Origin of the sequence: Marinobacter lipolyticus SM19 (assembly GCF_000397065.2) — a bacterium.
Lineage (GTDB): Bacteria > Pseudomonadota > Gammaproteobacteria > Pseudomonadales > Oleiphilaceae > Marinobacter > Marinobacter lipolyticus.
The window spans coordinates 251601-275954 of the sequence record NZ_KE007325.1 but is presented as its reverse complement, the minus strand read 5'-3'; the positions used below and the strand labels follow the sequence as shown (position 1 = coordinate 275954).

Genomic DNA, 24354 nt, shown 5'->3' with positions numbered 1-24354 from the left:
TGCCGCCAAATATTCGAACCTGATATCAGGGAGAATGGCAAAGTGAGCAATAAAGAATTGCAGGCACTCAAAGAACGCTACGTTGCAGCGGGCGCGGCAAGTCCCAATGAGCAATTTGCCGATCACGCGACCAACGCGGAACTGTGGGATGCCGATGGCAACCGGATGATTGATTTTGCCGGTGGCATCGGTGTCCTCAATATCGGTCACCGTCATCCCAAGGTGGTGGAAGCCGTCAAGGCCCAGCTGGACAAGCTGATGCATACCTGCCAGACGGTGATGCCCTATGAGGGCTACGTCAAACTGGCAGAGAAACTCAGCAGCGTCAGTCCGGTCCGCGGCCACGCCAAGGTCATGCTGGCCAACTCCGGTGCCGAGGCCCTGGAGAACGCCATCAAGATCGCCCGCGCTGCCACCGGCCGCACCAACGTGATCTGCTTTGACGGCGGTTACCATGGGCGTACTTTTTACACCATGGCGATGAACGGCAAGGCCGCGCCCTACCAGACCGATTTCGGTCCGATGCCGGGTACCGTCTATCGCGCTCCTTACCCTGTTCCGTATCACGGTGTCAGTGAAGACGAGGCACTACGCGGTCTGAAGATGGCGATGAAGGCCGATTCCCCGGCCCACAATACCGCAGCAATCGTGATCGAGCCGGTATTGGGTGAGGGCGGTTTCTATGCTGCACCAGCGAGCTTCCTCAAGGCCATTCGCAAGATCTGCGATGAAAACGATATCCTGATGATTGTGGATGAGGTTCAGAGCGGCTTTGGCCGAACCGGCAAGATGTTCGCCATTGAGCACAGCGGTATTGAGCCGGATCTGATTACCATGGCCAAGAGCATGGCGGACGGTATGCCGATTTCCGCCATTGTCGGCACCGATAATTACATGGATGCGTCTGGCCCGAACTCTCTCGGCGGTACCTACACCGGTAGCCCGACGGCCTGTGCGGCTGCGTTGGCGGTGTTCGATGTGTTCAAGGAAGAGGATATTCTGGGCAAGGCCCAGGCACTTGGCGAGAAGCTGAAACAGCGCTTCAGTCAGTGGCAGGACCAGTTCGAGCATGTGGATAACGTGCGCAATCTTGGTCCCATGGCGGCCTTCGAGCTGGTGGAGAGCAAGGCCAGCCGTACGCCCAAGCCGGAGCTGGCGGCAGCAGTGACCAAGAAGGCGAAGGAAAAGGGTCTGATTCTGCTGAGCTGTGGTATGTACGGCAATACGTTGCGGTTCCTGATGCCGGTGACCATCGAAGATGATGTGCTGGAAGAAGGGCTGGCAATAGTGGAAGAGAGCCTGAAGGAGGTTGGGGCTTAATTCCCTTCAAACTTTTCTGATGACAGAGCCGGGCTAAACGCCCGGCTTTTTTTGGTCTCCTGAATCGGGTGCGGGCATCGGTGAGGGCAGGCTGTCGGAAACACGCTTCAAGCCCATCCATGGGACGCTTGGGCTCCGCCATCCATGGCTCCGCACAGTTTCCGACAGCCTGCCCTCACCGACGCTTTGTACTTTTGGTGTGACCAAAAAATAGATCCTCCCTGGTACTACGCCCCCTTTTTAACACTTAAGGATGTTTTGCCTAAAGATTGCACAATGCATGTTGCTGGTTATCAGCCAATCCGAATAGAAAACAACCAACCGTTGGCTGATACATAGATGCACCACAACAAAGACAAAACAGGAGCATGCAATGATCCCTTTACATCGGTTTATCGCCGGCGCCGCCCTTGGCGTGACCATGGTGTTACCCACCCATCAGGCCCATGCGGGCGCGTTTGTTCATTTGTTTGAATGGAAATGGAGCGACGTCGCACAGGAGTGCGAGAATTTCCTCGGGCCGAAAGGTTTCAGTGCTGTGCAGGTGTCGCCGCCTCAGGAGCACATTCAGGGCAGTGCCTGGTGGACCCGGTATCAACCGGTCAGTTATCAGATACAGGGCCGCAGTGGTGATGCCAATGCCTTTGCGGATATGGTTCAGCGCTGTAATGCCGTCGGTGTGGAGGTTTATGCCGACGCGGTGATCAATCATATGGCCAACGGTTCCGGAACAGGTACCGCCGGCTCGAGTTATGACTCCGGTTCTTTCAGCTATCCCATCTACAGCAGTAACGATTTTCACGCCCCCTGTACCATCAATCCTGAAGACTACGGCAACGATGCCTGGCGGGTACGTAACTGCCAGTTGGTGGGCTTGCCGGACCTGGATACGGCGGATAGCTATGTGCAGAACACCATTGCAGGGTATCTGAACCATCTGACCTCACTGGGTGTGAAAGGTATTCGCATTGATGCAGCCAAACACATGTCGCCATCCGATATCAGCGGCATCCTGTCGGGATTGAACGACCCGCTCTATGTGTTCCAGGAGGTGATCGACCTGGGAGGCGAAGCGGTGAGTGCCGGGGAATACACCGGTATTTCCGATGTCACGGAGTTTCGCTACAGCGCGTCCATTGGCGATGTCTTCAAGAACCAGCAACTGGCCAATCTCAACAGCTTTGGTGAGAGCTGGGGGTTCCTGGCCGGTGGTGATGCCGTGGTGTTCACCGACAATCATGACAATCAGCGGGGCCATGGTGCCGGCGGTAGCAACGTGGTGACCTACAAGGACGGCAGTGTGTACAACCTCGCCAATGTGTTCATGTTGGCCTGGCCCTATGGCTACCCGAAAGTGATGTCCAGCTACAGCTTTTCCGACGGTGATCAGGGACCACCCGCCCAGAACGTTTACCAGAATGGCAGCGCGCAATGCGGTGATGCCTGGATCTGTGAACATCGGTGGGATTCCATTGCCAATATGGTGGGTTTCCGTAACGTTACCGATGGCACCGGGGTATCTGGCTGGTGGGATAACGGCAATAATCAGATTGCCTTCAACCGCGGCAACAAAGGCTTTGTGGCGATCAACCGGGAAGGGGGGAGTCTCTCACGGACCTTCAGTACGATGCTGCCGGACGGCCAGTATCGCAATATCGCCGGCGACGGCAGCTGTGTCAGTGTCCAGGGCGGGCAGGTTACGCTGGACATCCCGGCAATGGAAGCGGCGGCACTGCACACAGGGGCGCCCTGTGACGGTGGCGGGATCGACGAACCATCTGACGATAAGGGCGTCTCTGTATCCTTCGAGTGCGCCAATGGGTCCACCAACTGGGGCCAAAGCGTGTATGTGACTGGCAACAATAATGAACTGGGCAACTGGTCACCTGCCAGCGCACTGAAACTGGATCCGGAGAATTATCCGACCTGGAACGGTACCTTTACCATGCCGGCTAACGCCAGTATCGAGTGGAAGTGCATCAAACGCAGTGAGACCGATTCGGAGAGCCAGTTGGTCTGGCAACCCGGTGCCAACAATCTCCTGCAAACCGGTGATTCCGGCGCCACGGCGAGTACCTCGGGAAGCTTCTGATCCCGCTTACGTAACCCGCTCGATTCATCGTATACTGCCGGAACGATCTCCGGCAGTGCCTGTTGGCCTGCTGCTGTTTCACCAATCAGGCTAAGCCATGACTTCTCCAAGTTCCTCCAATATTCCGGACCACAAGCCCAGGCCCTGGGTCGACTTGCTGGTCAGTATTATTATTCCCTCAGTGATCCTCATGAAGTTCAGCGGTGATGAGCACCTGGGTAGCGTGAATGCCCTGCTTATTGGCCTGGCCTTCCCCCTGGGTTGGGGTTTGTTTGAACTGATCAGATACCACAAGAAAAATTTTATTGCGGTGCTGGGCCTGATCAGCGTGGGGCTGACCGGTGGTATTGGTTTGATGGAGCTGGATGCCGGTTGGCTGGCGATCAAAGAGGCAGCAATTCCCGCCATCATTGGCCTGGCGGTATTGATATCCACACGTACCAAATACCCCCTGGTGCGGACGTTGCTGTATAACCCGTCGGTGCTGAACGTCGACAAGATCCAGGCCGCGCTGAAAGAGCAGGGCAGCGAAGACGAGTTCGAAGCAAGACTGCTGAAGGCGACGTATTTCTTCAGCCTGACATTCCTGTTTTCCTCCATCATGAACTATGTGCTGGCCAGGTGGATTGTCGTCAGCCCCTCCGGCACACAGGCCTTCAACGAGGAATTGGGGCGGATGACACTGGTGAGTTACCCGATGATCGCCATACCATCGATGATCATGATGATCGCGATATTCTACTATCTGTGGCGCTCCATTCGCCGGCTCACCGGCTATACCCTCGAAGAGGTGATGGCGCCGCATCTGGCAGCCCAGCACGAGAACAGCAACACGTCGGATTCCGGACGCTAGGAATAGAATAACAACTTATTGATTTATCATAAAAAAGGCGACCAAGCGGTCGCCTTTTTTATTGCTTCCCTCACGCCGTTGATCAGACGTCCAGGTTGGTCACCTCCAGGGCATTGGTCTGGATAAACGCCCGGCGTGGTTCCACGTCGTCACCCATCAGCGTGGTAAAGATCTGATCGGCCGCGATGGCATCCTCGATGGTGACCTTCATCATGCGGCGGGTTTCCGGATCCATGGTGGTTTCCCACAACTGCTCCGGGTTCATTTCACCCAGCCCCTTATAACGCTGGATGTTGAGACCACGCTGGGCTTCTTTCATCAGCCAGTTGAGAGCGCCCTCAAAGGACAGCACCGCTTGTTTGCGCTCACCACGCTGGATATACGCGCCTTCCTCGATCAAGCCATCCAGGGTTTCTCCCATACGGGCAATAGCCGCGTAGGATGATGACTCAAAGAATTCGTGATTGAACACGTGAGTGTATGGAATACCATGCACGTAGATGATCACCTTGGGCAGGTACAGGTTGCGCTCGGGATCCTTTTCCACCGAGAAGGTGTACTTGGTGCCGGTGCGCGTATCCAGATCCAGCCCTTCGCCCAGACGCGCAACCCAGCGTGCGACCGCTGCTTCTTCCTTCAGGTCGTCCGGCTTCAGGGTCACGTTCTGCAACATCTGCTCCAGAACCTTGGCCGGGTAGGCACGGGACAATCGTTCGATCATCGCCATCACCGCCTGGTAGTCCTTCACCATGGTCTCCAGCGCCGAATCCTTGATCGCCGGTGCTTCCGGGTTTACGTACAGCTGGGCGCCTTCCAGGGCCGTCTGGGTCAGATAGGCGACCTTGGCTTTCTCATCCTTCAGGTACTGCTCCTGCTTGCCCCGCTTGACCTTGTACAGGGGCGGCATGGCTATAAAGACGTGGCCACGTTCAATGATTTCGCGCATCTGGCGGAACAGGAACGTCAGCAGCAGGGTACGGATATGGGATCCGTCCACATCCGCATCGGTCATGATGATGATGGAATGATAACGAAGTTTGTCCGGATTGAACTCCTCACGACCGATGCCACAACCCAGTGCAGTGATCAGCGTCCCCACTTCCGCGGATGACAGCATCTTGTCGAAACGGGCTTTTTCCACGTTGAGGATCTTACCTTTCAGCGGAAGAATCGCCTGGGTCTTACGGGCTCGGCCTTGTTTGGCACTGCCACCGGCCGAGTCACCCTCCACAATGAACAGTTCGGACAGGGCGGGGTCCTTTTCCTGGCAGTCAGCCAGTTTTCCGGGCAAGCCGGCAATGTCCAGTGCACCCTTGCGACGGGTCATGTCCCGAGCCTTCCGAGCGGCTTCACGGGCCCGAGCGGCTTCGATCATCTTGTTCACGATAAGCTTGGCTTCGCTGGGCTGCTCCTGCAGGAAGTCCGCAAAGGATTGATACAACTCCTGTTCCACCGCGGTTTTCACCTCAGAAGACACCAGTTTGTCCTTGGTCTGGGACGAAAATTTCGGATCCGGCACCTTTACACTGATAATCGCTGTCAGACCTTCACGGGCATCGTCCCCTGAGGTGCTGACCTTGGCCTTCTTGCCCAGACCTTCATGTTCAATGTAGTTATTGAGGGATCGGGTCAGCGCCGCACGGAAACCGGCAAGGTGAGTACCGCCGTCGCGCTGGGGTATATTGTTGGTGAAACAGTAGATGTTCTCCTGGAACGCATCGTTCCACTGCATCGCCACTTCCACCGCGATACCGTCTTCCCGCTCTGTGTTGAAGTGGAAAACCCGGTTGATAGGGGTCTTGTTGGTGTTCAGATGCTCAACAAACGCTCTCAGGCCACCTTCGTACTCAAAGACCTCTTCTTTGCCGCTACGCTCGTCAGTCAGGCGAATACGGACCCCACTGTTAAGGAAGGCCAGCTCACGGAGCCGTTTGGCAAGAATGTCGTAATGGAATTCGATATGGGTGAACGTATCCGGGGATGGAATAAAGTGGACCTTGGTGCCACTGACGTCGGTATCGCCCACCACGGCCAGCGGTGCATTCGGCACACCATGGCTGTAGGACTGTTCGTAGACTTTGCCTTCCCTGCGGATGGTCAACGTAAGGGTAGAGGAGAGGGCGTTTACAACAGAGACACCCACGCCATGCAGACCGCCAGAAACCTTGTAGGAGTTATCATCGAACTTACCGCCGGCGTGGAGTACCGTCATGATAACCTCTGCAGCGGACACTCCTTCCTCTTCGTGCAGGTCCGTGGGAATCCCCCGACCATTATCTTTAACACTGACAGATTCATCCGGATGGATAATGACACCGATTTCGGAGCAATGCCCGGCGAGAGCTTCATCAATGGAGTTATCCACAAGCTCAAACACCATATGGTGCAGACCAGTGCCATCGTCGGTATCGCCGATGTACATCCCGGGCCGTTTCCGAACCGCGTCCAGTCCTTTCAAGACTTTGATACTGGAGGAATTGTAGCTCGATTCGCTCATTAGGTACTCCTGATGGGTAATTACCTGGTCGCAGAATGGCCGGTTTGTACCAGCGTCATTATTGTGCCACCCAGATTTATTCTTCCTTCAATTTGCCATGTTCCACGTGGAACATCCGATATTCTGGTTTTTCATCCCGCCACAATTCGTCGGGGCGGGGTGGTTCGATAGAGGTCATAAAGACCTGACATCGAAGTTCATACAACTTCTTAGCAAGCATGGCCCGATGGCTGACATCCAGTTCCGCATTGATGTCATCCAGTAAGAACGTCACCTGCTTACCAAGACTGCTCAACACCATACCCTGAGCAATCTTCATCAGAATCACGAGAGTTTTTTGCTGACCTCTGGAAAAGGTCTCTGCAACCGGTCTGCCCTGAAACCGCAACTTCACATCAGCACGATTAGGGCCATATAACGTGTGCCCCATCCGCAGCTCTTGTTCCCGATGAGCTGCGAGCACATCGGAGAGAGGCTGACTGATATCCCAGCCCGGATAAAAATCCATTTTCATGCCCTCGACCCAGGGCGCATCTACCTCTTCCAGCAGTCGCTTAAACGCCGACTCAAACAGGGCAAAGGCAGCTCGTCTTGCTTCCGTCAGGCGGTTTGCCAGTTGGGCATACTGACTGTCCCAGACCCGGATCAAGGCTTCGTCTAGTCTACCATTTCTCAGCGTTTGATTCCGCTGTGACGTCACTCTTTGACACTGTTGCCACACATTTGCGAAGGAAGGTTCCACGTGGAACACTGCCCAGTCCAGAAATTGCCGACGCTTTCCGGGGCCACCGGCGACGATGTCAAACACCCCCGGATCAATGACAGACACCGGAAGATGACGGGCCAGCGAGGACAGATTCTTCACCGCTTCACCATCCACCCGTAACGTCGTTTCCTTGCTACCGATATCCCGGGCGAACCCCAACCGATGTACCAGTTGTCCGGGGTCTTCCCCCTCGTTCATTGCATTATCCAGCCCCTGATCCAATCCACCGAATACCGTCAGTCGCTGCTGGCCATGTTGAACAACCGCCTGGTGCCGACTGACCCGGAAGGATCGACCAAGACCAAGATAACCAATCGCTTCAAGCACACTGGTTTTCCCACTGCCGTTCTCGCCAAACACCAGGTTAAAGGACGGGGAAAAAGTAACAGGCGCGGAGGAAAGATTCCGGAAGTGTTCCGTTTGCAGTTTGACCAGCGCCATAGAGTCGGGGATTACCGGAGAATGTGACAGAAATGAAAAAGGCAGCGCCCGCCTAGCGAGTGCTGCCTTAGTGTACAAAACCCTCAGCAGGAAGGCGACGATTAAGGCGAATTTGCCAACAATCGTTTTTTTCCTCCCCGCCAGCTTTGTTGGTTAGTGGAGCATGTTCAATCGCTCATCCATAAACACGTCCATTTCCGGTGCCAGGATATGCACGTAGCGATCGAAATACAGGAACTGCTTCAGCAACAAGGCAAATTCCCTAGGAAAATGCAGACCGTGACTTTCGCCGATCTTGACCATATCCATCAGGATGTTGTTGACGTCATCCTCCGCCTGATCCGCTTCATACGGCACCTGATCGGGCACCATCGTGTCCATCTGCTGATACAGCTTGCGAAGGTCGTTGGCCAGGGCCGAAACTTCCACATGTTCGTGAGTAATACCGATCCGAATCATGGCGTCGGCCATGCCTTCGAAATTACCGACCATCACTGCGGAGATGAAATCACTGACTGCCTGCCAGGTATCCGGACGTATGCGCCCGACGATACCGAAATCGATGAACCCGACACGGCCGTCCTTCAACACCATCAGGTTGCCCGCATGCACATCCGCATGGAAAAACTCGCACTGGGTCAAACTGGAAAACCAGGTGTTCATTGCCGTAATCAGGGTGCGTTCCGGATCGCGAGCATATCCGCGAATGCTTTCCAGATCAGTCAGGGGAACACCGTGGAATCGTTCCATGGTGAGAATGCGGCGGGTACTGCAATGCTCGTACACCAGGGGAACGGCCGCGTCCTCATTATGGGTGGTTTGCAGGAAATGACGGAACACCTTGAGGTTGTTGGCTTCCTTGATAAAGTCGCACTCTTCCATCATGGTCCGTTGAATTTCTTCCACGATACCGGAGAGGGACGTCCAGGACAGTTTTGGCGCGAGGGTTTCAAGGATCCTGGCAGACAGATACAGGAAATTCAGATCCGTCAGCAGAATGTTTTCCACCCCCGGCTTCTGTACCTTGATGACCACATCCTCGCCAGTCAGCAGTTTTGCCGAATGGACCTGGGCAATGGAGGCGGAAGCCAGGGCGACCGGATCAATCTCTGCAAAGACCTGATCGATTGGACGATCGAGCTCCTCACGTATGATCTTTTTGATCACGCTGAAGGGCAGGTTAGGGGTCTTGTCCAGACAGTACTGAAACTCTTCCACGTATTCCTTGGGGAAAAACGTGGGAGAGCTGGCAATAAACTGGCCCAGCTTGATGTAGGTTGCACCCAGAGATTCAAAGGTCTGACGTAACAGCCGTGGCGTCGGCGGGCGATCTCCCCGTAACCAGTTAACACCGGTACGGCCCAGTACGGATACCGTCTGGCCAATACGGAATGCGCCTTTGATACTGTTGGTCACTGTTCCCTTCATCATCTCTTCACCTCAACGTTTACTGAACCCGATGTGTAACCAATCCTCGACATCCGTACGGGCTACCCATGCCTGTGGCCCGGTTCAATCAACACTACAGGCGCATGGGCATGACCACGTACAGACAACGATTGTCGTTCTGGGCTTCGATCAACGCGCTGCTGTTGGGATTGGACAGGGTAATCTTGACCTGGTCTTCGTCCAGCGCGTTCATAACATCCACCAGGTAGCCTACATTAAAGCCAATCTGCAGTGATTCGCCCTGATACTCCACTGGCAGCGCGTCTTCGGCCTGTTCCTGATCCGGGTTGTTGGCAAAAACCTGAAGCTCATTGGGTGCAAGATTCAATCGCACACCGCGAATATTCTCGTGGGACAGAATGCCCGCCCGCTGCAGGGTATTCTTCAGTGTCGCCCGATCGGCCAGGACTATTTTGTCCCCGCCGCGCGGAATGACCCGATTATAGTCCGGGAATTTGCCTTCGATCAGTTTCGACGTGAAGGTATAACTGCCGACGGTCGCGCGCAGGTGATTGTCACCCACTACCAGAGTGACCGGTGTCTCCACATCATCCAGCAGCCGGGCCAGCTCCAATACGCCTTTACGCGGCACAATTACCTGACGCAGGTCGCTGCCGGTAGGCAGGTCGAAGTGGGCCATCGCCAGACGGTGGCCATCGGTGGCTACGGTACGTATGTGGCCCTGATCCACTTCCAGCAACAACCCGTTCAGGTAGTAGCGAACGTCTTGCTGCGCCATGGCGAATGCCGTGGCATCCAGCATGCGACTCAATTCCTTCTGCGGTACATCAAGACGGAAGCTTTCGGCATCGTCCTCGACATTCGGGAAATGCTCGGCCGGCAGGGTCGACAGGGTAAAATGACTCGCCCCGCAACGAAGGTGCAGACGGTCTCCTTCCTGGGCCAACTCGATCGGTGCCTCATCGCCCAGTGCGCGGCAGATATCCGCAAGTTTTCTGGCCGGCACGGTAATTTTCCCCGGCTGGTCCACATGCACAGGTGTGATCCGCCCCACCAACTCCACTTCCATATTGGTACCGGTCATGGTCAGGGTATTATCCTCGGCCACCAGCAACACATTGGACAGCACCGGCATGGTCTGTTTGCGCTCTACTACCCCGGCAATGGATTGCAACGGGGTAAGCAGTGATTCTCGGCTGATCGTCAGTTTCATGGCACTCAGCAGTCTTCTATTTGGAAGGTGAATGTTGTCCGCAACCATCCCGGTCATCAGGTGGTCAGCAGCCTCATAAAGTTCTGATAATCCTCACGGATACTGGGATCCGTCTCCTGCAATTCCACAATCTTCTTGCAGGCATGCAATACCGTGGTGTGGTCACGGCCACCGAAGGCATCGCCGATCTCCGGCAGGCTGTGGTTGGTCAACTCTTTCGATAACGACATAGCCACCTGCCGCGGACGGGTTACCGTTCGGGTCCGTCGTTTTGACAACAAATCCGCCACCTTGATCTTGTAATACTCCGCCACCGTACGCTGAATATTATCAATACTGACCTGCTTTTCATGGAGCGCCAGCAGATCCTTCAGACTTTCCCGAATGAACGGCGGGGTAATTTCCGAGCCTGTGAAGTGAGCATTCGCTATCACCAAACGAAGCGCCCCTTCTAGCTCTCGGACATTTGATCGGATTTTCTGCGCAATAAAAAATGCGGCTTCGCTGCTCAGTTTGACGTTGGCTTGCTCGGCCTTCTTCATCAGGATCGCAACCCGGGTTTCCAGCTCCGGCGGTTCTACCATCACGGTAAGCCCCCAGCCGAATCGCGACTTGAGGCGCTCTTCCATATCCACAATTTCTTTCGGGAACCGGTCGCAGGTGACGATCACCTGTTGTCCACCTTCGAGCAACGCATTAAAGGTGTGGAAAAATTCTTCCTGTGACCGCTCCTTGCGGGCGAAGAACTGGATATCATCGATCAATAACGCATCAACCGATCGGTAATAGCGCTTGAACTCATTGATCGCGTTGAGCTGCAACGCCTTGACCATATCAGCAACAAACCGCTCGGAACGCAGATAGGCAACCTTGGCGCGAGGATTACGCCGCACGATATCGTTACCAATCGCATGCATAAGGTGAGTCTTACCGAGGCCAACCCCACCATAAAGGAACAACGGGTTATAGGCACCGCCGGGGTTTTCAGCCACCTGCATCGACGCCGCCCGTGCCAACTGGTTGGATTTACCTTCGACAAAGGTTTCGAACGTAAAACCCTCGTTCAGAAAACTCTGGTGCTTGATATCACCTTCAACCTGAACCGTACGTCGCTGACTACCCTGTGGCGGTTTTACCGAAGGTGATGACACCGTGGCCGCAACGCCCTTTTCCTCTTCAGTGACCGAACTACCGGCTTCTTCCTGGTCAGCCCCATTAACCGGTTTGTCAGGCTCAGAACGCACCACCAGATCCCCGACCTTTGGCGCCGATCCAACCTTCATATTTACGCGGGGCGCCTGCCCCCCGTTCAAATCCTTCAATACTTCTTCTATACGCCTGAGGTATTTCTCGTTCACCCAGTCCATAACAAACCGGTTGGGCGCAAACAACATCAGCTGACCTTCGCGATGATCAGACTGTAACGGCCTCAGCCAGGTATTGAACTGTTGAGCGGGAAACTCGTCCCGGAGTACTTCTAGACACTGATGCCAGATGGTATTCGGCACAACAGCCTGCCTCCGATGCCTCAGAATTTTCTCACACCGGATTACGGTAATCCGATGATGTCAGAGATGACCCGGAATTCTACCCCGCGGGCCCCTCAAGTAAAAGAGGAAAAACCCGTTCATGAACAGCCTGTGGAAATTTATTTTATTTATTTTCATGTTTTTACAAACTTACCTACAGGGTTGTGTACAGAAAAATAATACCAGTTCCAGTTACCCACAGCCCTGTGTGTATACCTTGCGTTTAACCCTGTGTGTATCCACTTGACCAACACAGGGATAAGTCAGGTTTTGACCACCCCCTCGAATTACCCACAATCCCTGCATCGTTTATACACAGATCCCAGGGCGCCTTGTCAACGTCTTTGTAAACCTCTTAATCCACTGAATTTATTATTTTAAATCCCCTTATCCACAGAAAAGGAGCTTACTAATAACAGTAATAATTAATCCTTAAGAAGATTAAAAAAGACCTACTAATGTTATTAGTGATTCGCCAGATCTACGCTTTCTCCGCACTTTCCACACCACCCCTTGCATTAGCCATTGAATTCGTCGGCCAGTTTGCATAGAATGCCGCTCCTGTTTTGGCTGTTCATTTTCCAGCCAACCGTTGAATTTCCAAATACCTGAAATGTGAGATCATCACCATGAAAAGAACGTTTCAACCAAGCGTACTGAAGCGTAAGCGCGTCCACGGTTTCCGTGCTCGTATGGCCACTGCAAACGGCCGGAAAGTTATTTCCCGTCGTCGTGCGAAAGGCCGCGCACGTCTGTCTGCTTAAGACATCGTCCGCCTCATGAAGGCTTTGAGTTTCCCGAAATCTCACCGGCTCCTGAAACCCGGCGATTACGGCAAAGTCTTCAACGACGTAAGAATCAGAGTTCCACACCGGAATTTTCTGATCCTGGCGACACCCAATACGTTGGGGCACGCCAGGATCGGTCTGGTGTTTTCCAAGAAAAACCTGAAACTTGCCGTACAACGCAATCGCGTCAAGCGACGTGTACGGGAAACTTTCAGACTCCAGCCCGAGTTACCGGGCCTGGATATCATCGTTCTTGGCAGGCAAGGTCTGGCTCAGCTTGATAACCAGACCGTCACTGCTACGCTGAACGACCTCTGGTCACGGCTGGTAAGAAAACATCGTCACGCTCAATCGTCGACGCCTGCACCCTCTCGCACTGGTAAAGGATCGGATTAATGCGCACATTGCTGCTCTTGCCAATCCGCTTCTACCAGTATGCAATCAGCCCCCTGATGGCGAGTCATTGCCGGCATTATCCAACCTGCTCGCAATACGCTGTTGAAGCCATCACCTATCACGGTGCAATCAAAGGCCTTTTTCTTGCTATGGGGCGTTTGTTGAGGTGTCATCCATGGGCTGAAGGCGGGTATGATCCGGTACCGGGCACTGACCATTGTGGGCAGGCTAGCCATTCCCATAACACGAACCAGACCAAACAGTAAGTTTATGGATATTCAACGCATAGTATTATTTGCCGGCCTCGCTATTGTCAGTTACCTGATGGTACTTGCCTGGAACGAGGACTATAACCTGCCGCAACAGCAACAACAGGTTGTCGAACAGGTCCGTTCTACAGGCAGCAACGGGAGCACCGCTGACCTCCGCACCCCGGAAGAAACCGGTACACAAAACAGCAACGGTGGAGAATTCACCACACCGGACGACGACAGTCAGGCAATCGGCGACACCAACACCACCGAAATCAGTGACCAGTTGATCACTGTCCGTACTGATGTACTGGAACTCAAGATCGATCGCGTTGGCGGCAACCTGGTGGAAAGTTCCCTGCTGGATTACGACAAATCCCTTGATAGCAAGGAATCCCTGAAGATCCTGACCAATACAAACAACCGTACCTATGTTCTGGAAAGTGGACTGATAGGTCGGGACGGGATCGACAGCAGCAGTAACGGTAAACCCCCGGTCTATGAATCAGCCACTTCCAACTACGAGCTGTCGGAAGACGCCAATGAGCTCATAGTTAACCTGATGTTTACGACCGATTCCGGCGTCGAAATTACCAAGCAGTACCAGTTTGCCCGTGACAGCTACGAGATTGGCGTGCGCTATCTGATCAATAACCAGTCCGGCGACAACTGGAAAGCCAACCTCACAGGCAAGATCGTCCGGGACCAGACACCCGATCCGACTGCCCAGAACAGCCTCGGGATCAAAGCCTTCCTCGGTATGGTGGTAAGTACCCCGGAAGATCCCTACGAGAAATACGATTTTGGTGACCTCAGTGAGACACCGATTAATCAGTCTGTCACCAATGGCTGGCTGGCGTTCCTCCAACATTATTTTCTGACCGCCTGGGTTCCCGAACGGGATCAGCCAGCCCAGTTCCAGACCACCCAACGTGGTCCACTCTATGTGATGGGTTTTGTCTATCCGGCGACCACTGTGGCTCCCGGTGAAACTGCAGAAATTGGTGCCCGGGCCTATGTCGGTCCCAAGATCATTGACCGGCTCGAAGCCGTTGCCCCGAACATGGATCGCACCGTTGATTTCGGCTTCCTGTTCTTTATTGCCTTGCCATTGTTCATCATTCTGGAATGGTTCCATGGCATCGTAGGCAACTGGGGCGTCGCTATCATTCTGCTAACGGTGCTGGTCAAGGCCGTGTTCTTCCACCTGTCGGCCACCAGTTATAAGTCCATGGCGAGAATGCGAGCGGTAGCGCCACAGCTTACCCGACTGAAAGAGCTGTATGGTGATGACCGCCAACGCATGTCCCAGGAAATGATGGCGCTCTACAAGCGGGAGAAGATCAATCCACTGGGCGGCTGCCTGCCGATACTCGTGCAGATGCCGGTGTTTATCTCCCTGTACTGGTGTCTGTTTGAAAGTGTGCAGCTGCGCCAGGCACCGTTCATGCTGTGGATAAACGACCTGTCGGTGATGGACCCCTACTTCATCCTGCCGATCCTGATGGGCGCCAGCATGTTCCTGCAGATGAGTCTTAACCCGACACCGCCGGATCCTATGCAGGCCAAGATCATGAAGATGATGCCGCTGATCTTCACCGTGTTCTTCCTCTGGTTCCCCGCTGGTCTGGTACTGTACTGGCTGGTGAACAACATTCTGTCCATTGCCCAGCAGTGGTACATTACGCGGAAGATTGAAGCGGAAGTTGCGGGAAGAAAACACTGATCTGCGGATACCGTGTCTGACACCGTAACCTGACAGAGGCTCCTTCGTGGAGCCTTTGCTGGTTCAGGGCTACAGGAAAGGATCATAAAGAACACATGCAATACGTGACCGATACCATCGCCGCCATTGCCACTGCCCCCGGTCAGGCCGGTGTCGGTATTGTCCGTGTGTCCGGTCCGGGAGCGCGGGACATTGCCTGCCGGATGCTCGGCTACGAACCCAGGCCGCGCTATGCACACTACGGCCCGTTCTACGATCAGCAGCAACAGTTGATTGACGAAGGTATTGGCCTTTACTTTCCCAACCCGAACTCCTTTACCGGGGAAGATGTCTTTGAACTCCAGGGCCACGGCGGCACCGTGATCCTGGACCTGCTGCTACGCCAGGTCTGTGACCTCGGCGCTCGTCTGGCCCGGCCCGGGGAGTTTTCCGAACGGGCGTTTCTGAACGACAAACTGGACCTGACCCAGGCCGAGGCCATTGCCGACCTGATCGAGAGCAGTTCGGAACAGGCCGCGCGATGTGCAGTTCGCTCCATGCAGGGGGTGTTTTCCCGCCGTATCGAGAGCCTGGTGGAAGCCGTCACCCACTTACGCATCTATGTGGAAGCGGCCATTGATTTCCCGGAAGAAGAGATCGACTTTCTTGCAGATGGCAAAGTGGCTGCCGATCTACAGCAGCTGATTACTGACCTGGACGGCATTCTGGCGGAAGCCCAACAGGGCACGATCCTCCGCGATGGCATGAAGGTGGTAATTGCTGGCAGGCCCAATGCGGGTAAGTCGAGCCTGCTCAATGCCCTCGCAGGTCGTGAAGCGGCGATCGTGACAGCCATTGAAGGGACGACACGGGACGTGCTGCGGGAACATATCCACATTGATGGCATGCCCTTGCATATCATTGATACGGCGGGGTTGAGGGACAGCCCCGATGAAGTCGAGCAGATCGGCATTGCCCGCGCCTGGGATGAAATCCGCCAGGCCGACCGGATCCTGTTGATGGTGGATGCCACCACGACTCCGGAAATCACCCCGCACGAGATCTGGCCGGACTTTATCGATCAATTGCCGGCCTCGGCCCCGGTGACAGTGATCCGTAACAAGGTGGACCTGTCCGGGGAAACCGTCGGGCTTGTGGATAACCCGGCTGGCCCGGTTATCCGTCTTGCTGCCAAGTCCGCGGATGGACTGGAAATCCTGCGGGATCACCTGAAGCAGTGTATGGGCTTTGCGGCGACCACCGAAGGTGGGTTCCTGGCCCGTCGCCGGCATCTTGATGCGCTGGAGCGCGCCCGGGACTCCATGCTCCAGGGGCAGGGCCAGCTGGACGGCTTTGGTGCCGGTGAATTACTGGCCGAGGACTTACGCGCTGCCCAGGATGCCCTGGGTGAAATCACCGGGGTAATGACGCCCGATGACCTGTTGGGGAAAATATTCAGCAGTTTCTGTATCGGGAAGTAGGCTTTGCACCCTTAGGACGCCGCCCTTACGAAAACACACAGGAATTGTATAAAACACTGTTAAATCATCAGGTAAACTTCTCCGCCGCATAACGAACGTGCCACGACCTTGTGGTGCGAACACCATTGCAAGGAGAAACGCTGTGCGGAATCTGTCTATTGTCCTGTCCCTGATCCTGGTGCTGGCTTCGGCTCCCCAGGTTGGCGCATCCGAAAAGCTCTACTTTTACACCGAGAATTTCCCGCCCTATAACATGAGCGCCACCGGCCGTGCATTCGAGCACAACGGTGACAGCATTGATGGCCTGTGTACCGAAATGGTCAAGGCCATTCTCAGCCATACCAGCCTGGAATATGTGATCAAGCTCCGTAACTGGGACTATGGCTACAATCGCGCCAGGAACAAGAAGAACCACGGAATTTTCTGCACCACCTATACCGAAAACCGTGCTCCCCTATTCAAGTGGGTGGGGCCGCTGACGAAGAACCTGTGGACGATTTTTTCGCCTGCCAACACCAACCTGAAGATCGACAGACTGGAAGATGCCCGGGAATTGTTGTTTGGTGGCTACCGCAACGATGTGATGACCGAGTACCTGCTGGAACGTGGTTATGAGGTCTCTGCACTCGACAGCGACGACCTGAACCCCAAGCGTCTGGAACTGGGCCAGGTCGACCTGTGGATCGCCGACCGTCTGGCCGGCCCCTACTTTGCGTCCCAGCAGGATGTGGAAGGCCTGGAGCCGGTCTACTCCTTCAATGACACCGAACTGTACCTGGCGATCAACCCCGCCACTCCGGACAGCGTGGTTGACGAGCTGAACGCGGCCCTGAAGAAGGTTCACGAGACCGGTATGTATGAGGCCATCGAGACCAAATACGGCCTTTGACGGGGAGCAGGCACCCCCCGCTTGGTAGGGAGGGTGCTTATCCGGTGTCAGGGACTTTCAGTGGGGATTAACCGTCCGACAGCATCTCCGTTTCTCCCGTTTTCCTACCGTTCCGCGCATGACGCGCAATAGGATTGACGAGGGTGCCATGGAACTGAAGATTGCCCGCGGGATCGGCCAGGTCGATCATCTGCTGGTTATTGGCCAGTTGCAGGCGGTTCAGGCACGAACGGGTGAATTCCGGCGCAAACAGGTCGTGACGGCGGAACTTGTCGGCCAGCTCGGGATGGGCTGACTGATAGTCGTGGACACAGTCGGCCACCAGCTGCCAGAAACGGGATTCGGGTAAATCCCCCTGTTCATCGAGTACGGGTGCCATGAAGCGGAAAATGCAGTCGAACAGGTCGGTGAAGATCGACAGCACCTTGAGCTCCTCCGGTACCTCCACCTGTAACCGCCGAACGTCTTCCGAGAGCAGGATATCGGTGTTCATAATGGCCGCTTCCTCGGCGATATCCTTCATGATGGCCCGCACTGGTACATGATCTTCCAGCACCAGGATCAGGTTTTCCCCATGGGGCATGAAGACCAGATCGTGGGCATAGAAGCAGTGCAACAGCGGACTCATGTAGCCGTGCAGGAAACGCCGGATCCAGTTTTCGGTATCCAGGCCAGAGGCGGCAATCAGTGCCGGCAACAGGGCATTGCCCTCGGCGTCGACGTGTAGCAGCCCGGCCATGGTCATCAGTTTCTGATTGTCTTTGAGCTGAGGAATCGGGCTTTCCCGCCACAGCGCCGACAACATCTTGCGGTAGGGGCTGTACTTATCCACAGCCTCTTCGAAATGGGCATTGGTGTAGCCGATACCCGCCACTTCGCGCAACAGGCTGAAGCCAGTGCTAGCCAGGTACGGATCCTGATTGACCAGATCGTAAAGGAATTCGTTAATGGCCGGCGTGGTACTCATATAGTAGGGCGACAAGCCCCGCATAAAGCCCATATTGAGAATGGAAAGTGCGGTCTTGACGTAGTGCCGGTTCGGTCGATCAGTATTAAAGAAAGTGCGGATGGATTGTTGCGCCCGGTAGCGGTCCTGTCCTTCTCCCAGGTAAACCAGTTTCTCGGTGGCGATATCGGCCGCAAATACGTGGGCCAGTTTGTTGTACCACTGCCATGGGTGGACGGGGAGCAGGTAATAATCGTCCGGGTTCAGCGACCGTTGCTCCAGTAAGGTCATGAAGGCTTCAAACTGCTCGTCCCCCAGCTCCTCCCGTATCATGCCGTTGAAACCCTGGTCTTCGCTGCTGGCCACGGTGGTACTGTCCTTGTGTGCAGCCACCCAGATCAGCCGGATGGGGTTGCCCGCTTCCGGGGCATAGGCCTGGTAGTCGCGGGCGTCGAAGCCGATGCGGCCGTTGTTGGCAACGAAACAGGGATGCCCCTCCATCATCGCGGATTCCAGCTGCTGGAAGTCCGAACTGACCAGAGAGGTCACATCCAGTCCCGGGCGGCGGTGTTTGTAGGCACTGCCATAGAGGGTACTGGCGATCTCTTCCAGGTAGGTCGGTAGCATGGCGTCCTGGATACCCAGGGTCTGGCGGAACTCGATGATGAAGCGCATGGCATCCACATCCGTTTGCTCGCCAGCCACGGTTTTGCGAATGGACGACGGATCGATGTGCCAGTGCTCCAGGGCGAGAACCTTGCCGAGGAAACGGTACTCGATGTCGGGCTTGTCCGCGATTACCCGATATTCCTGCCAGCCGTCCTGCTCTGACAGGGGTTCTGGCTGAAGCAGCTTCTCATGGGCAAACTCGCTCAGGGCCTTACGCACCAGCAGCGTATTCACGTGTTGCCACAGCTCCGGTTGCAGGTGATCGCAAGCCAGGGCGGGATTGTTGGTGAGGGAAATGGTCCGGTCGGTGGTCATGTTGGATTCCTTGAGCAGGTAGTTGTTGGTCATGGCTTGCTGGAACTGTGCGTAGTCGCAGAACGCCAGGTGAGCCTGTTTGTCCGGTAATGAGATGATCCGGTCATACTGGAAACCGGCGAAACGATTCAGATCATGGATGCGGTCATTGCTGACATCCGGCTCGACAACAATGCGTCGGGCATCCAGGGCTTCGAACAGAAAACCCATGATCACGGTGAACACACCGCGGGTGAACCCGCGAATGGGGTAATCGGTGGGGGCGATCAGGATGTGCATACCCAGGTCGCCGGATTGCACCGGGTAGTGGTCTGCCAGTGGCGACAGTTGTGGTTGATAGGTCTCCATCAGGAAAGCAGGCTGGCCGTTGTGCAAGCCGATAAAAGCATCCCCTTCCCCGGAGGAGCGCAGGGTGCGGTAAAAATCATCAAGCTCGTTCGGAGACATATCCTGCATGCCCCAGAAACGGGCGTGGTCATCACTGAGCCACTGATGGATCAGTGGCAGATCGTCCGGCAGTCGCAGGGGGCGAATGCGGAACTGGCCCAGTGAAGGCAGGTGTTGTTCATAGTGGTAGGTAACGTCGTTCATGATCATTCCCTGGTCAGGTGGACGGTAGTAACTCGCGACGGGTGCGGTAAAACAGCGCGCCGTAAACGGCCGCGGTGAATACCAGGCCGGCGGCGGCGACGGCAAAAGGCATTTGCAAACCCAGCAGCCCCACCATTCCGCCAGCGGATGACGCCGCGGCCAGTACTCCCAACTGCTGGAAGATGTTGATCTTGCTGAAATCGGTGGCGTACGCCTCGGGGTGGCTGAGGGCAAACAGCAGCTGATCCAGCTGGACGGTAGCCTGGAACAGGGCCCAGCCAAACAGGCAGCGGCCAGCCAGAACCAGCCATTCCTGATTCAGTCCCTGCAGGGCCAGGCCGACACTGCCCAACATCATCGCGGTCAGCAGTCCCTCCCCGGGCGATCGGGTCCGGCTGCTGCGGGCGTTGAGCCACAAGGCCAGAATCGCGATGCCGGCCGGAATGGCGAACACCAGCCCGGACAGGATTTCGCCCGTGGCCGGGGTCACCGATTCCCAATAGCGCACGAAGAACGGGCGGGTGAGGTAGGCGCTGAAATAGAACAGGAACATCACCAGTCCCAGCTTGTAGATCACGGCGGAGGTCACCCGGCTCTTTTCGGGCGCTGCCGTTGGCGGTTCCTCTGGTTTGGGCCGGGCATCGGGGCGGCGAATGAGATAAAAACAGACACCGGTCTGGATGAAATCGCTCACCGCCATCACCAGAAACACCTGGCGCGGCTCAAACCACTGCAGGACCACGCCACCGAGCACGGCGCCGGCAATACCGCCGATATGAACCACCACCGATAACAACCCGATGGTATTGCCGTGATTCTCCTCACGTTCGGCGGCCATGATCATCGGGTAGACCAGCAGATAACTGCCTTTGAACACCAGCATGACCAGCGACAGAATCCAGAACGACACCGGGGTATCGGCCCAGTAGCAGAGTATGCTCAGCCCACCGGCAGCCAGTTGCGTGGGAATCAGCAGCTGCAGCACCGGTATCTGCCGGGAGACTCTCGCCCACATCGGAAACGCGATGACAATGGTGAGGCAGCAGGCACTGAGGTAGAGCCCGATATGACCGGTATCGGTGATGCCGAACACACTGGCGAAAAAATGCGGATAAAAGGGCAGCAGCATGGAATCGCTGACCACTGCGGCAATGGTGATGGCGACCAGCCAATGTTTAACCGTCATAGCCATCTTACGCGGGCTCCATCAGTGAGCCGGTGCATTGCGTGGTCTCCCGGGATTCGGGAACACCGAACTGCTGGAAGGCGATGGTCTGCTCTATGGCGTAGGGTTCGCGTCCGGTCAGTTCCCGCAATATCCAGGCATTGCGATAGCACGCCATACCCAGGTCTGGGGTGACAAAGCCATGGGTATGCAATTCCGCGTTTTGCACGAAAATTTCATGCCCCCGGTGATCAATGCTGTAGTTGCGTCTAACGGCAAAGCGACCGCGGTCATCACGCCGGATCCGTCCCGCGATACCCTCCAGGAAATCGGGTTCGCGGTATTGGTAGCCGGTGGCCAGTACCAGACCGGCGGTGTTCAGCGCGAACGGCCGATCCTGCTCCAGATGGCGGAATGTCAGCTCATGGTGCGCACTGTCGCCACAGAAACGGGCGGACTCCAGACGGCTGTTAGTGAGCAGGTTGATCGGCACATCAGCCACCAGACGCTTGGTGTACAGCAGATCGAAGATGTCGTTGATCAGGTCGGTATTGATGCCCTTGTAGAGATGCTTCTGATGGGTCACCAGGTCGTCGCGGGTTTCCGCAGGCAGGTCGTGGAAATAGTCCACATACTCGGGAGAGGTCATCTCCAGGGTCAGCTTGCTGTACTCCAGCGGAAAGAAACGGGGGGAGCGGGTAATCCAGTTCAGCTGGTAGCCAAAGCGGTCGACGTCCTGCAGCAGGTCGTGGAATATCTCGGCGGCACTCTGTCCGCTGCCGAGTACGGTAATGGACGGCTGCGCCTGCAGTTCCGATTTGTGGTCAAGGTAACCGGACGAGTGGATGGCGGAGCCCTCCAGATGTTCGCAGCACGGTGGTACGGCTGGGCGTGGACCGGTGCCCAGCACCAGTCGGCGGGTGCGGAACTTCTGTTCATCACCACTTTGGGTACAGCGCGCCGTTACCACATACTGGTTGGCGGTCTCATCGTAGTGGATGGTTTCCACCCGGGTGTTGAAGCGGACGTTACTCAATTGGCTGGCAGCCCACTGGCAGTACTGATTGTATTCGCGGCGCAACAGGAAAAAGCTCTCGCGAATGTAAAACGAGTAAATGCGGCCCTGGGCCTTGAGGTAATTGAGGAAGCTGTAGGGGCTGGTGGGGTCCGCCAGGGTCACCAGGTCCGACAGGAACGGGGTCTGCAGCCGGGCGTTTTCCAGCATCATGCCCGGATGCCAGTCGAACCGGGGGTTCTCATCCAGCACCAGTCCGCTCAGGTCGTCCAGGGGTTCGGCCAGGCAGGCCAGGCTGAGGTTAAAAGGCCCCAGACCAATAGCAATGAAATCAAGAGTGTTATCCGACATGGGCGACCTCCATCGGCTGCTGGGTGTTCGTGGGTGTATGGTCGGCCAGAGCCTCGGCGCCGTGGCGTTTGATCAGGCGCAGAACCGCCTGGACATCCCGTATCCGGGTATCTGGGTTGAGCAGGGTGAACTTCAGATACTGCCGGCCGTGGACCCGGGTGGCGGCGACCAGTGCTTCGCCGGAGCGCATCAGGGCCTTGCGGATGGACTGGTTGAGCTGGTCCAGTGCCGCCTCACTCAAAGCCATATCCGGGCGGTAGCGGAATACCAGGGTACTGAGCTGGGGCTGGTGAAGGATTTCAATGTCGTTATCCGATAACAGCAGCAGGTAGCCCTGGCGTGCCAGGTGGATCACTTTGTCGAAAGCCGCGCCAATCGCCTCGGGTCCCAGTGCCCGAAGGGTCAGCCAGAGCTTGAGAGCGTCAAAACGGCGGGTGGTCTGCAGGCTCTTGTCCACCAGGTTGGGCGTGCCTTCCTGACGTTGGCAGAGGGGGTTCAGGTATTCAGCATGCCAGGTGACACACCCCAGGGTGTGTTTATGGCGCACCAGCAAGGCGCTGCAACTGACGGGCTGAAGGAAGGATTTGTGGTAGTCGACCGTGACCGAATCCGCCTGCTCAATACCTTTCAGCAGGTGACGATGGCGGGAGGACGTCAGCAGGCCACAGCCGTAAGCGGCATCCACATGAAGCCACAGGCCCTCGCGCCGGCTCAGGTCCGCGATCGGGATAATCGGATCTATACTGCCAAAATCGGTGGTGCCGGCGGTCGCCACCACTGCCATCGGCAGCAGTCCCTGTTCGCGCGTTGTCTCGATGGCTTGCGTCAGGGCGGTCACGTCCATGCGATAGTAGGCATCACAGGGCACCGGGACCACGGCGTCATAACCCAATCCCAGCAACGCCGCGGCCTTCTGGATGCTGAAATGGCTGACCTCGGAGCAGAAAATGCGGAATCGGTGGGCGTCCGGATGCAGACCCTGTTCCCGTGTGCTGTGCTGCCAGAAGTGTTGGGACAGGTTGTCCCTGGCCAGCAACATGGCCATCAGGTTGGATTGGGTGCCGCCGCTGGTGAACACCCCATCGGCCTCGCTATCAAATCCGATGCGGTTGGCCGTCCAGTCAATCAGCCGTTGTTCAATGAAGGTACCACCGCCACTCTGGTCCCAGGTATCCACCGAGGTGTTGAACGATGCCTGGATCAGCTCCGCGGTGATCGCGGGAATGGTGACCGGGCAATTAAGGTGAGCTGTGTAGTGGGGGTGGTGAAAGTAGACGGCGTCTTCCAGGTAGAGCCGGTCAAGTTCTGCCAGGGCTTCGTTCATGCCGCGGCAGGGTTGGTCAAGGTCCAGGTGTTCGAACTGTTGGGCCAGTTCCCGTGGCAGTATACCGCTGAATGGACGCTTGACCGTTTTCATCCGGTTTTCGATCAGCTCCAGTCCCTGGAGCAGGCTGCTCCTGTAGTATGTCAGGTTGGTAGGGTTGAACAGACAATAATCCGTCTCCGATAGGGCAGGTGTGGACGGCGTGGTCAATGCAGTGTTTGAAAATGCAGGTTGATCAGACATGGGCAGGGTCGTCCGTTTGTTGATTGTCCTTACAGTTGATTTATCAAACGATAAATAAGGTGCGAATGATTCTCAATTACTAATTGAGCGATGTCAATGTTGTC

At 55.9% G+C, this 24354-nt stretch carries 18 protein-coding genes; 9 read left to right on the top strand and 9 right to left on the bottom strand.

Features of this window, described 5'->3' with window-relative positions:
- Positions 1-42 precede the first annotated feature (42 nt).
- From gabT to MARLIPOL_RS10730, 3 genes are all read left to right on the top strand, one after another.
- Positions 43-1320, top strand: a complete 1278-nt coding sequence (gene gabT, locus MARLIPOL_RS10740) for a 4-aminobutyrate--2-oxoglutarate transaminase (RefSeq protein ID WP_012138117.1) — start codon at positions 43-45, stop codon at positions 1318-1320.
- A gap of 373 nt (positions 1321-1693) precedes the next feature.
- Positions 1694-3412: a carbohydrate-binding module family 20 domain-containing protein gene (locus tag MARLIPOL_RS10735; protein WP_012138116.1), complete on the top strand. Its 1719-nt coding sequence runs from the start codon at positions 1694-1696 to the stop codon at positions 3410-3412.
- Between the two features lie 97 nt (positions 3413-3509).
- A complete protein-coding gene (locus tag MARLIPOL_RS10730) occupies positions 3510-4265 on the top strand; it encodes a VC0807 family protein (RefSeq protein WP_012138115.1) in 756 nt (251 codons plus the stop codon).
- 82 nt (positions 4266-4347) lie between these two features.
- On the opposite strand, the gene gyrB is transcribed toward MARLIPOL_RS10730, so the two are convergent.
- The 5 genes from gyrB to dnaA form a co-directional block, all read right to left on the bottom strand.
- Positions 4348-6762: a DNA topoisomerase (ATP-hydrolyzing) subunit B gene (gene gyrB / locus MARLIPOL_RS10725; RefSeq protein WP_012138114.1), complete on the bottom strand. Its 2415-nt coding sequence runs from the start codon at positions 6760-6762 to the stop codon at positions 4348-4350.
- 76 nt (positions 6763-6838) lie between these two features.
- Complete coding sequence (gene recF, locus MARLIPOL_RS10720; RefSeq protein ID WP_012138113.1) at positions 6839-7969, bottom strand: DNA replication/repair protein RecF; 1131 nt, start codon at positions 7967-7969, stop codon at positions 6839-6841.
- A 153-nt stretch (positions 7970-8122) separates the two neighbouring features.
- Positions 8123-9397: an ABC1 kinase family protein gene (locus MARLIPOL_RS10715; RefSeq protein WP_012138112.1), complete on the bottom strand. Its 1275-nt coding sequence runs from the start codon at positions 9395-9397 to the stop codon at positions 8123-8125.
- Positions 9398-9491: 94 nt separating this feature from the next.
- Positions 9492-10592 (bottom strand): DNA polymerase III subunit beta, encoded by a 1101-nt coding sequence (gene dnaN, locus MARLIPOL_RS10710; RefSeq protein ID WP_036191426.1) that lies wholly within the window; start codon positions 10590-10592, stop codon positions 9492-9494.
- 56 nt (positions 10593-10648) lie between these two features.
- Positions 10649-12100, bottom strand: coding sequence for a chromosomal replication initiator protein DnaA (gene dnaA, locus MARLIPOL_RS10705; protein ID WP_012138109.1), 1452 nt, complete (start codon positions 12098-12100; stop codon positions 10649-10651).
- Between the two features lie 650 nt (positions 12101-12750).
- Here dnaA and rpmH point away from each other — a divergent pair.
- The 6 genes from rpmH to MARLIPOL_RS10685 all read left to right on the top strand — a co-directional run bounded on the left by rpmH (position 12751) and on the right by MARLIPOL_RS10685 (position 17631).
- The gene (gene rpmH / locus MARLIPOL_RS18405) at positions 12751-12885 is read left to right on the top strand and encodes a 50S ribosomal protein L34 (RefSeq protein WP_008172542.1); all 135 of its coding nucleotides are present in this window, start codon (positions 12751-12753) and stop codon (positions 12883-12885) included.
- A gap of 15 nt (positions 12886-12900) precedes the next feature.
- Positions 12901-13305, top strand: coding sequence for a ribonuclease P protein component (rnpA, locus tag MARLIPOL_RS18400; protein ID WP_012138108.1), 405 nt, complete (start codon positions 12901-12903; stop codon positions 13303-13305).
- Positions 13305-13571, top strand: a complete 267-nt coding sequence (gene yidD / locus MARLIPOL_RS18395; RefSeq protein WP_012138107.1) for a membrane protein insertion efficiency factor YidD — start codon at positions 13305-13307, stop codon at positions 13569-13571. The genes rnpA and yidD overlap by 1 nt, the downstream gene beginning before the upstream one ends.
- Positions 13572-13575: 4 nt before the next feature.
- Positions 13576-15282: a membrane protein insertase YidC gene (gene yidC, locus MARLIPOL_RS10695; RefSeq protein WP_036191423.1), complete on the top strand. Its 1707-nt coding sequence runs from the start codon at positions 13576-13578 to the stop codon at positions 15280-15282.
- Positions 15283-15377: 95 nt separating this feature from the next.
- A complete protein-coding gene (gene mnmE, locus MARLIPOL_RS10690) occupies positions 15378-16742 on the top strand; it encodes a tRNA uridine-5-carboxymethylaminomethyl(34) synthesis GTPase MnmE (RefSeq protein ID WP_012138104.1) in 1365 nt (454 codons plus the stop codon).
- 142 nt (positions 16743-16884) lie between these two features.
- Positions 16885-17631, top strand: a complete 747-nt coding sequence (locus MARLIPOL_RS10685) for a substrate-binding periplasmic protein (RefSeq protein WP_012138103.1) — start codon at positions 16885-16887, stop codon at positions 17629-17631.
- Positions 17632-17698: 67 nt separating this feature from the next.
- Here MARLIPOL_RS10685 and MARLIPOL_RS10680 read toward each other — a convergent pair whose 3' ends face one another.
- From MARLIPOL_RS10680 to MARLIPOL_RS10665, 4 genes are read right to left on the bottom strand one after another with little or no spacing between them, the layout of a single operon-like run.
- The gene (locus tag MARLIPOL_RS10680) at positions 17699-20152 is read right to left on the bottom strand and encodes a GNAT family N-acetyltransferase (protein WP_012138102.1); all 2454 of its coding nucleotides are present in this window, start codon (positions 20150-20152) and stop codon (positions 17699-17701) included.
- Positions 20153-20165: 13 nt separating this feature from the next.
- The gene (locus MARLIPOL_RS10675) at positions 20166-21344 is read right to left on the bottom strand and encodes an MFS transporter (protein ID WP_012138101.1); all 1179 of its coding nucleotides are present in this window, start codon (positions 21342-21344) and stop codon (positions 20166-20168) included.
- 1 nt (position 21345) lies between these two features.
- Complete coding sequence (locus tag MARLIPOL_RS10670; RefSeq protein ID WP_012138100.1) at positions 21346-22683, bottom strand: lysine N(6)-hydroxylase/L-ornithine N(5)-oxygenase family protein; 1338 nt, start codon at positions 22681-22683, stop codon at positions 21346-21348.
- Positions 22673-24250 carry a pyridoxal phosphate-dependent decarboxylase family protein gene (locus MARLIPOL_RS10665; protein WP_012138099.1) on the bottom strand — a complete coding sequence of 526 codons (1578 nt, stop codon included), beginning with the start codon at positions 24248-24250 and terminating at the stop codon, positions 22673-22675. The genes MARLIPOL_RS10670 and MARLIPOL_RS10665 overlap by 11 nt, the downstream gene beginning before the upstream one ends.
- Positions 24251-24354: the final 104 nt, after the last annotated feature.

Excerpts from the sequence above, each read along its gene's own strand:
- yidD (WP_012138107.1), top strand. The coding sequence starts at position 13,305 with ATGCGCACATTGCTGCTCTTGCCAATCCGCTTCTACCAGTATGCAATC.
- rpmH (WP_008172542.1), top strand. The coding sequence starts at position 12,751 with ATGAAAAGAACGTTTCAACCAAGCGTACTGAAGCGTAAGCGCGTCCAC.
- dnaN (WP_036191426.1), bottom strand. The coding sequence starts at position 10,592 with ATGAAACTGACGATCAGCCGAGAATCACTGCTTACCCCGTTGCAATCC.
- MARLIPOL_RS10670 (WP_012138100.1), bottom strand. The coding sequence starts at position 22,683 with ATGTCGGATAACACTCTTGATTTCATTGCTATTGGTCTGGGGCCTTTT.
- gyrB (WP_012138114.1), bottom strand. The coding sequence starts at position 6,762 with ATGAGCGAATCGAGCTACAATTCCTCCAGTATCAAAGTCTTGAAAGGA.
- MARLIPOL_RS10715 (WP_012138112.1), bottom strand. The coding sequence starts at position 9,397 with ATGAAGGGAACAGTGACCAACAGTATCAAAGGCGCATTCCGTATTGGC.
- MARLIPOL_RS10665 (WP_012138099.1), bottom strand. The coding sequence starts at position 24,250 with ATGTCTGATCAACCTGCATTTTCAAACACTGCATTGACCACGCCGTCC.
- MARLIPOL_RS10675 (WP_012138101.1), bottom strand. The coding sequence starts at position 21,344 with ATGGCTATGACGGTTAAACATTGGCTGGTCGCCATCACCATTGCCGCA.
- mnmE (WP_012138104.1), top strand. The coding sequence starts at position 15,378 with ATGCAATACGTGACCGATACCATCGCCGCCATTGCCACTGCCCCCGGT.
- rnpA (WP_012138108.1), top strand. The coding sequence starts at position 12,901 with ATGAAGGCTTTGAGTTTCCCGAAATCTCACCGGCTCCTGAAACCCGGC.
- MARLIPOL_RS10680 (WP_012138102.1), bottom strand. The coding sequence starts at position 20,152 with ATGAACGACGTTACCTACCACTATGAACAACACCTGCCTTCACTGGGC.
- MARLIPOL_RS10735 (WP_012138116.1), top strand. The coding sequence starts at position 1,694 with ATGATCCCTTTACATCGGTTTATCGCCGGCGCCGCCCTTGGCGTGACC.
- MARLIPOL_RS10730 (WP_012138115.1), top strand. The coding sequence starts at position 3,510 with ATGACTTCTCCAAGTTCCTCCAATATTCCGGACCACAAGCCCAGGCCC.
- yidC (WP_036191423.1), top strand. The coding sequence starts at position 13,576 with ATGGATATTCAACGCATAGTATTATTTGCCGGCCTCGCTATTGTCAGT.
- recF (WP_012138113.1), bottom strand. The coding sequence starts at position 7,969 with ATGGCGCTGGTCAAACTGCAAACGGAACACTTCCGGAATCTTTCCTCC.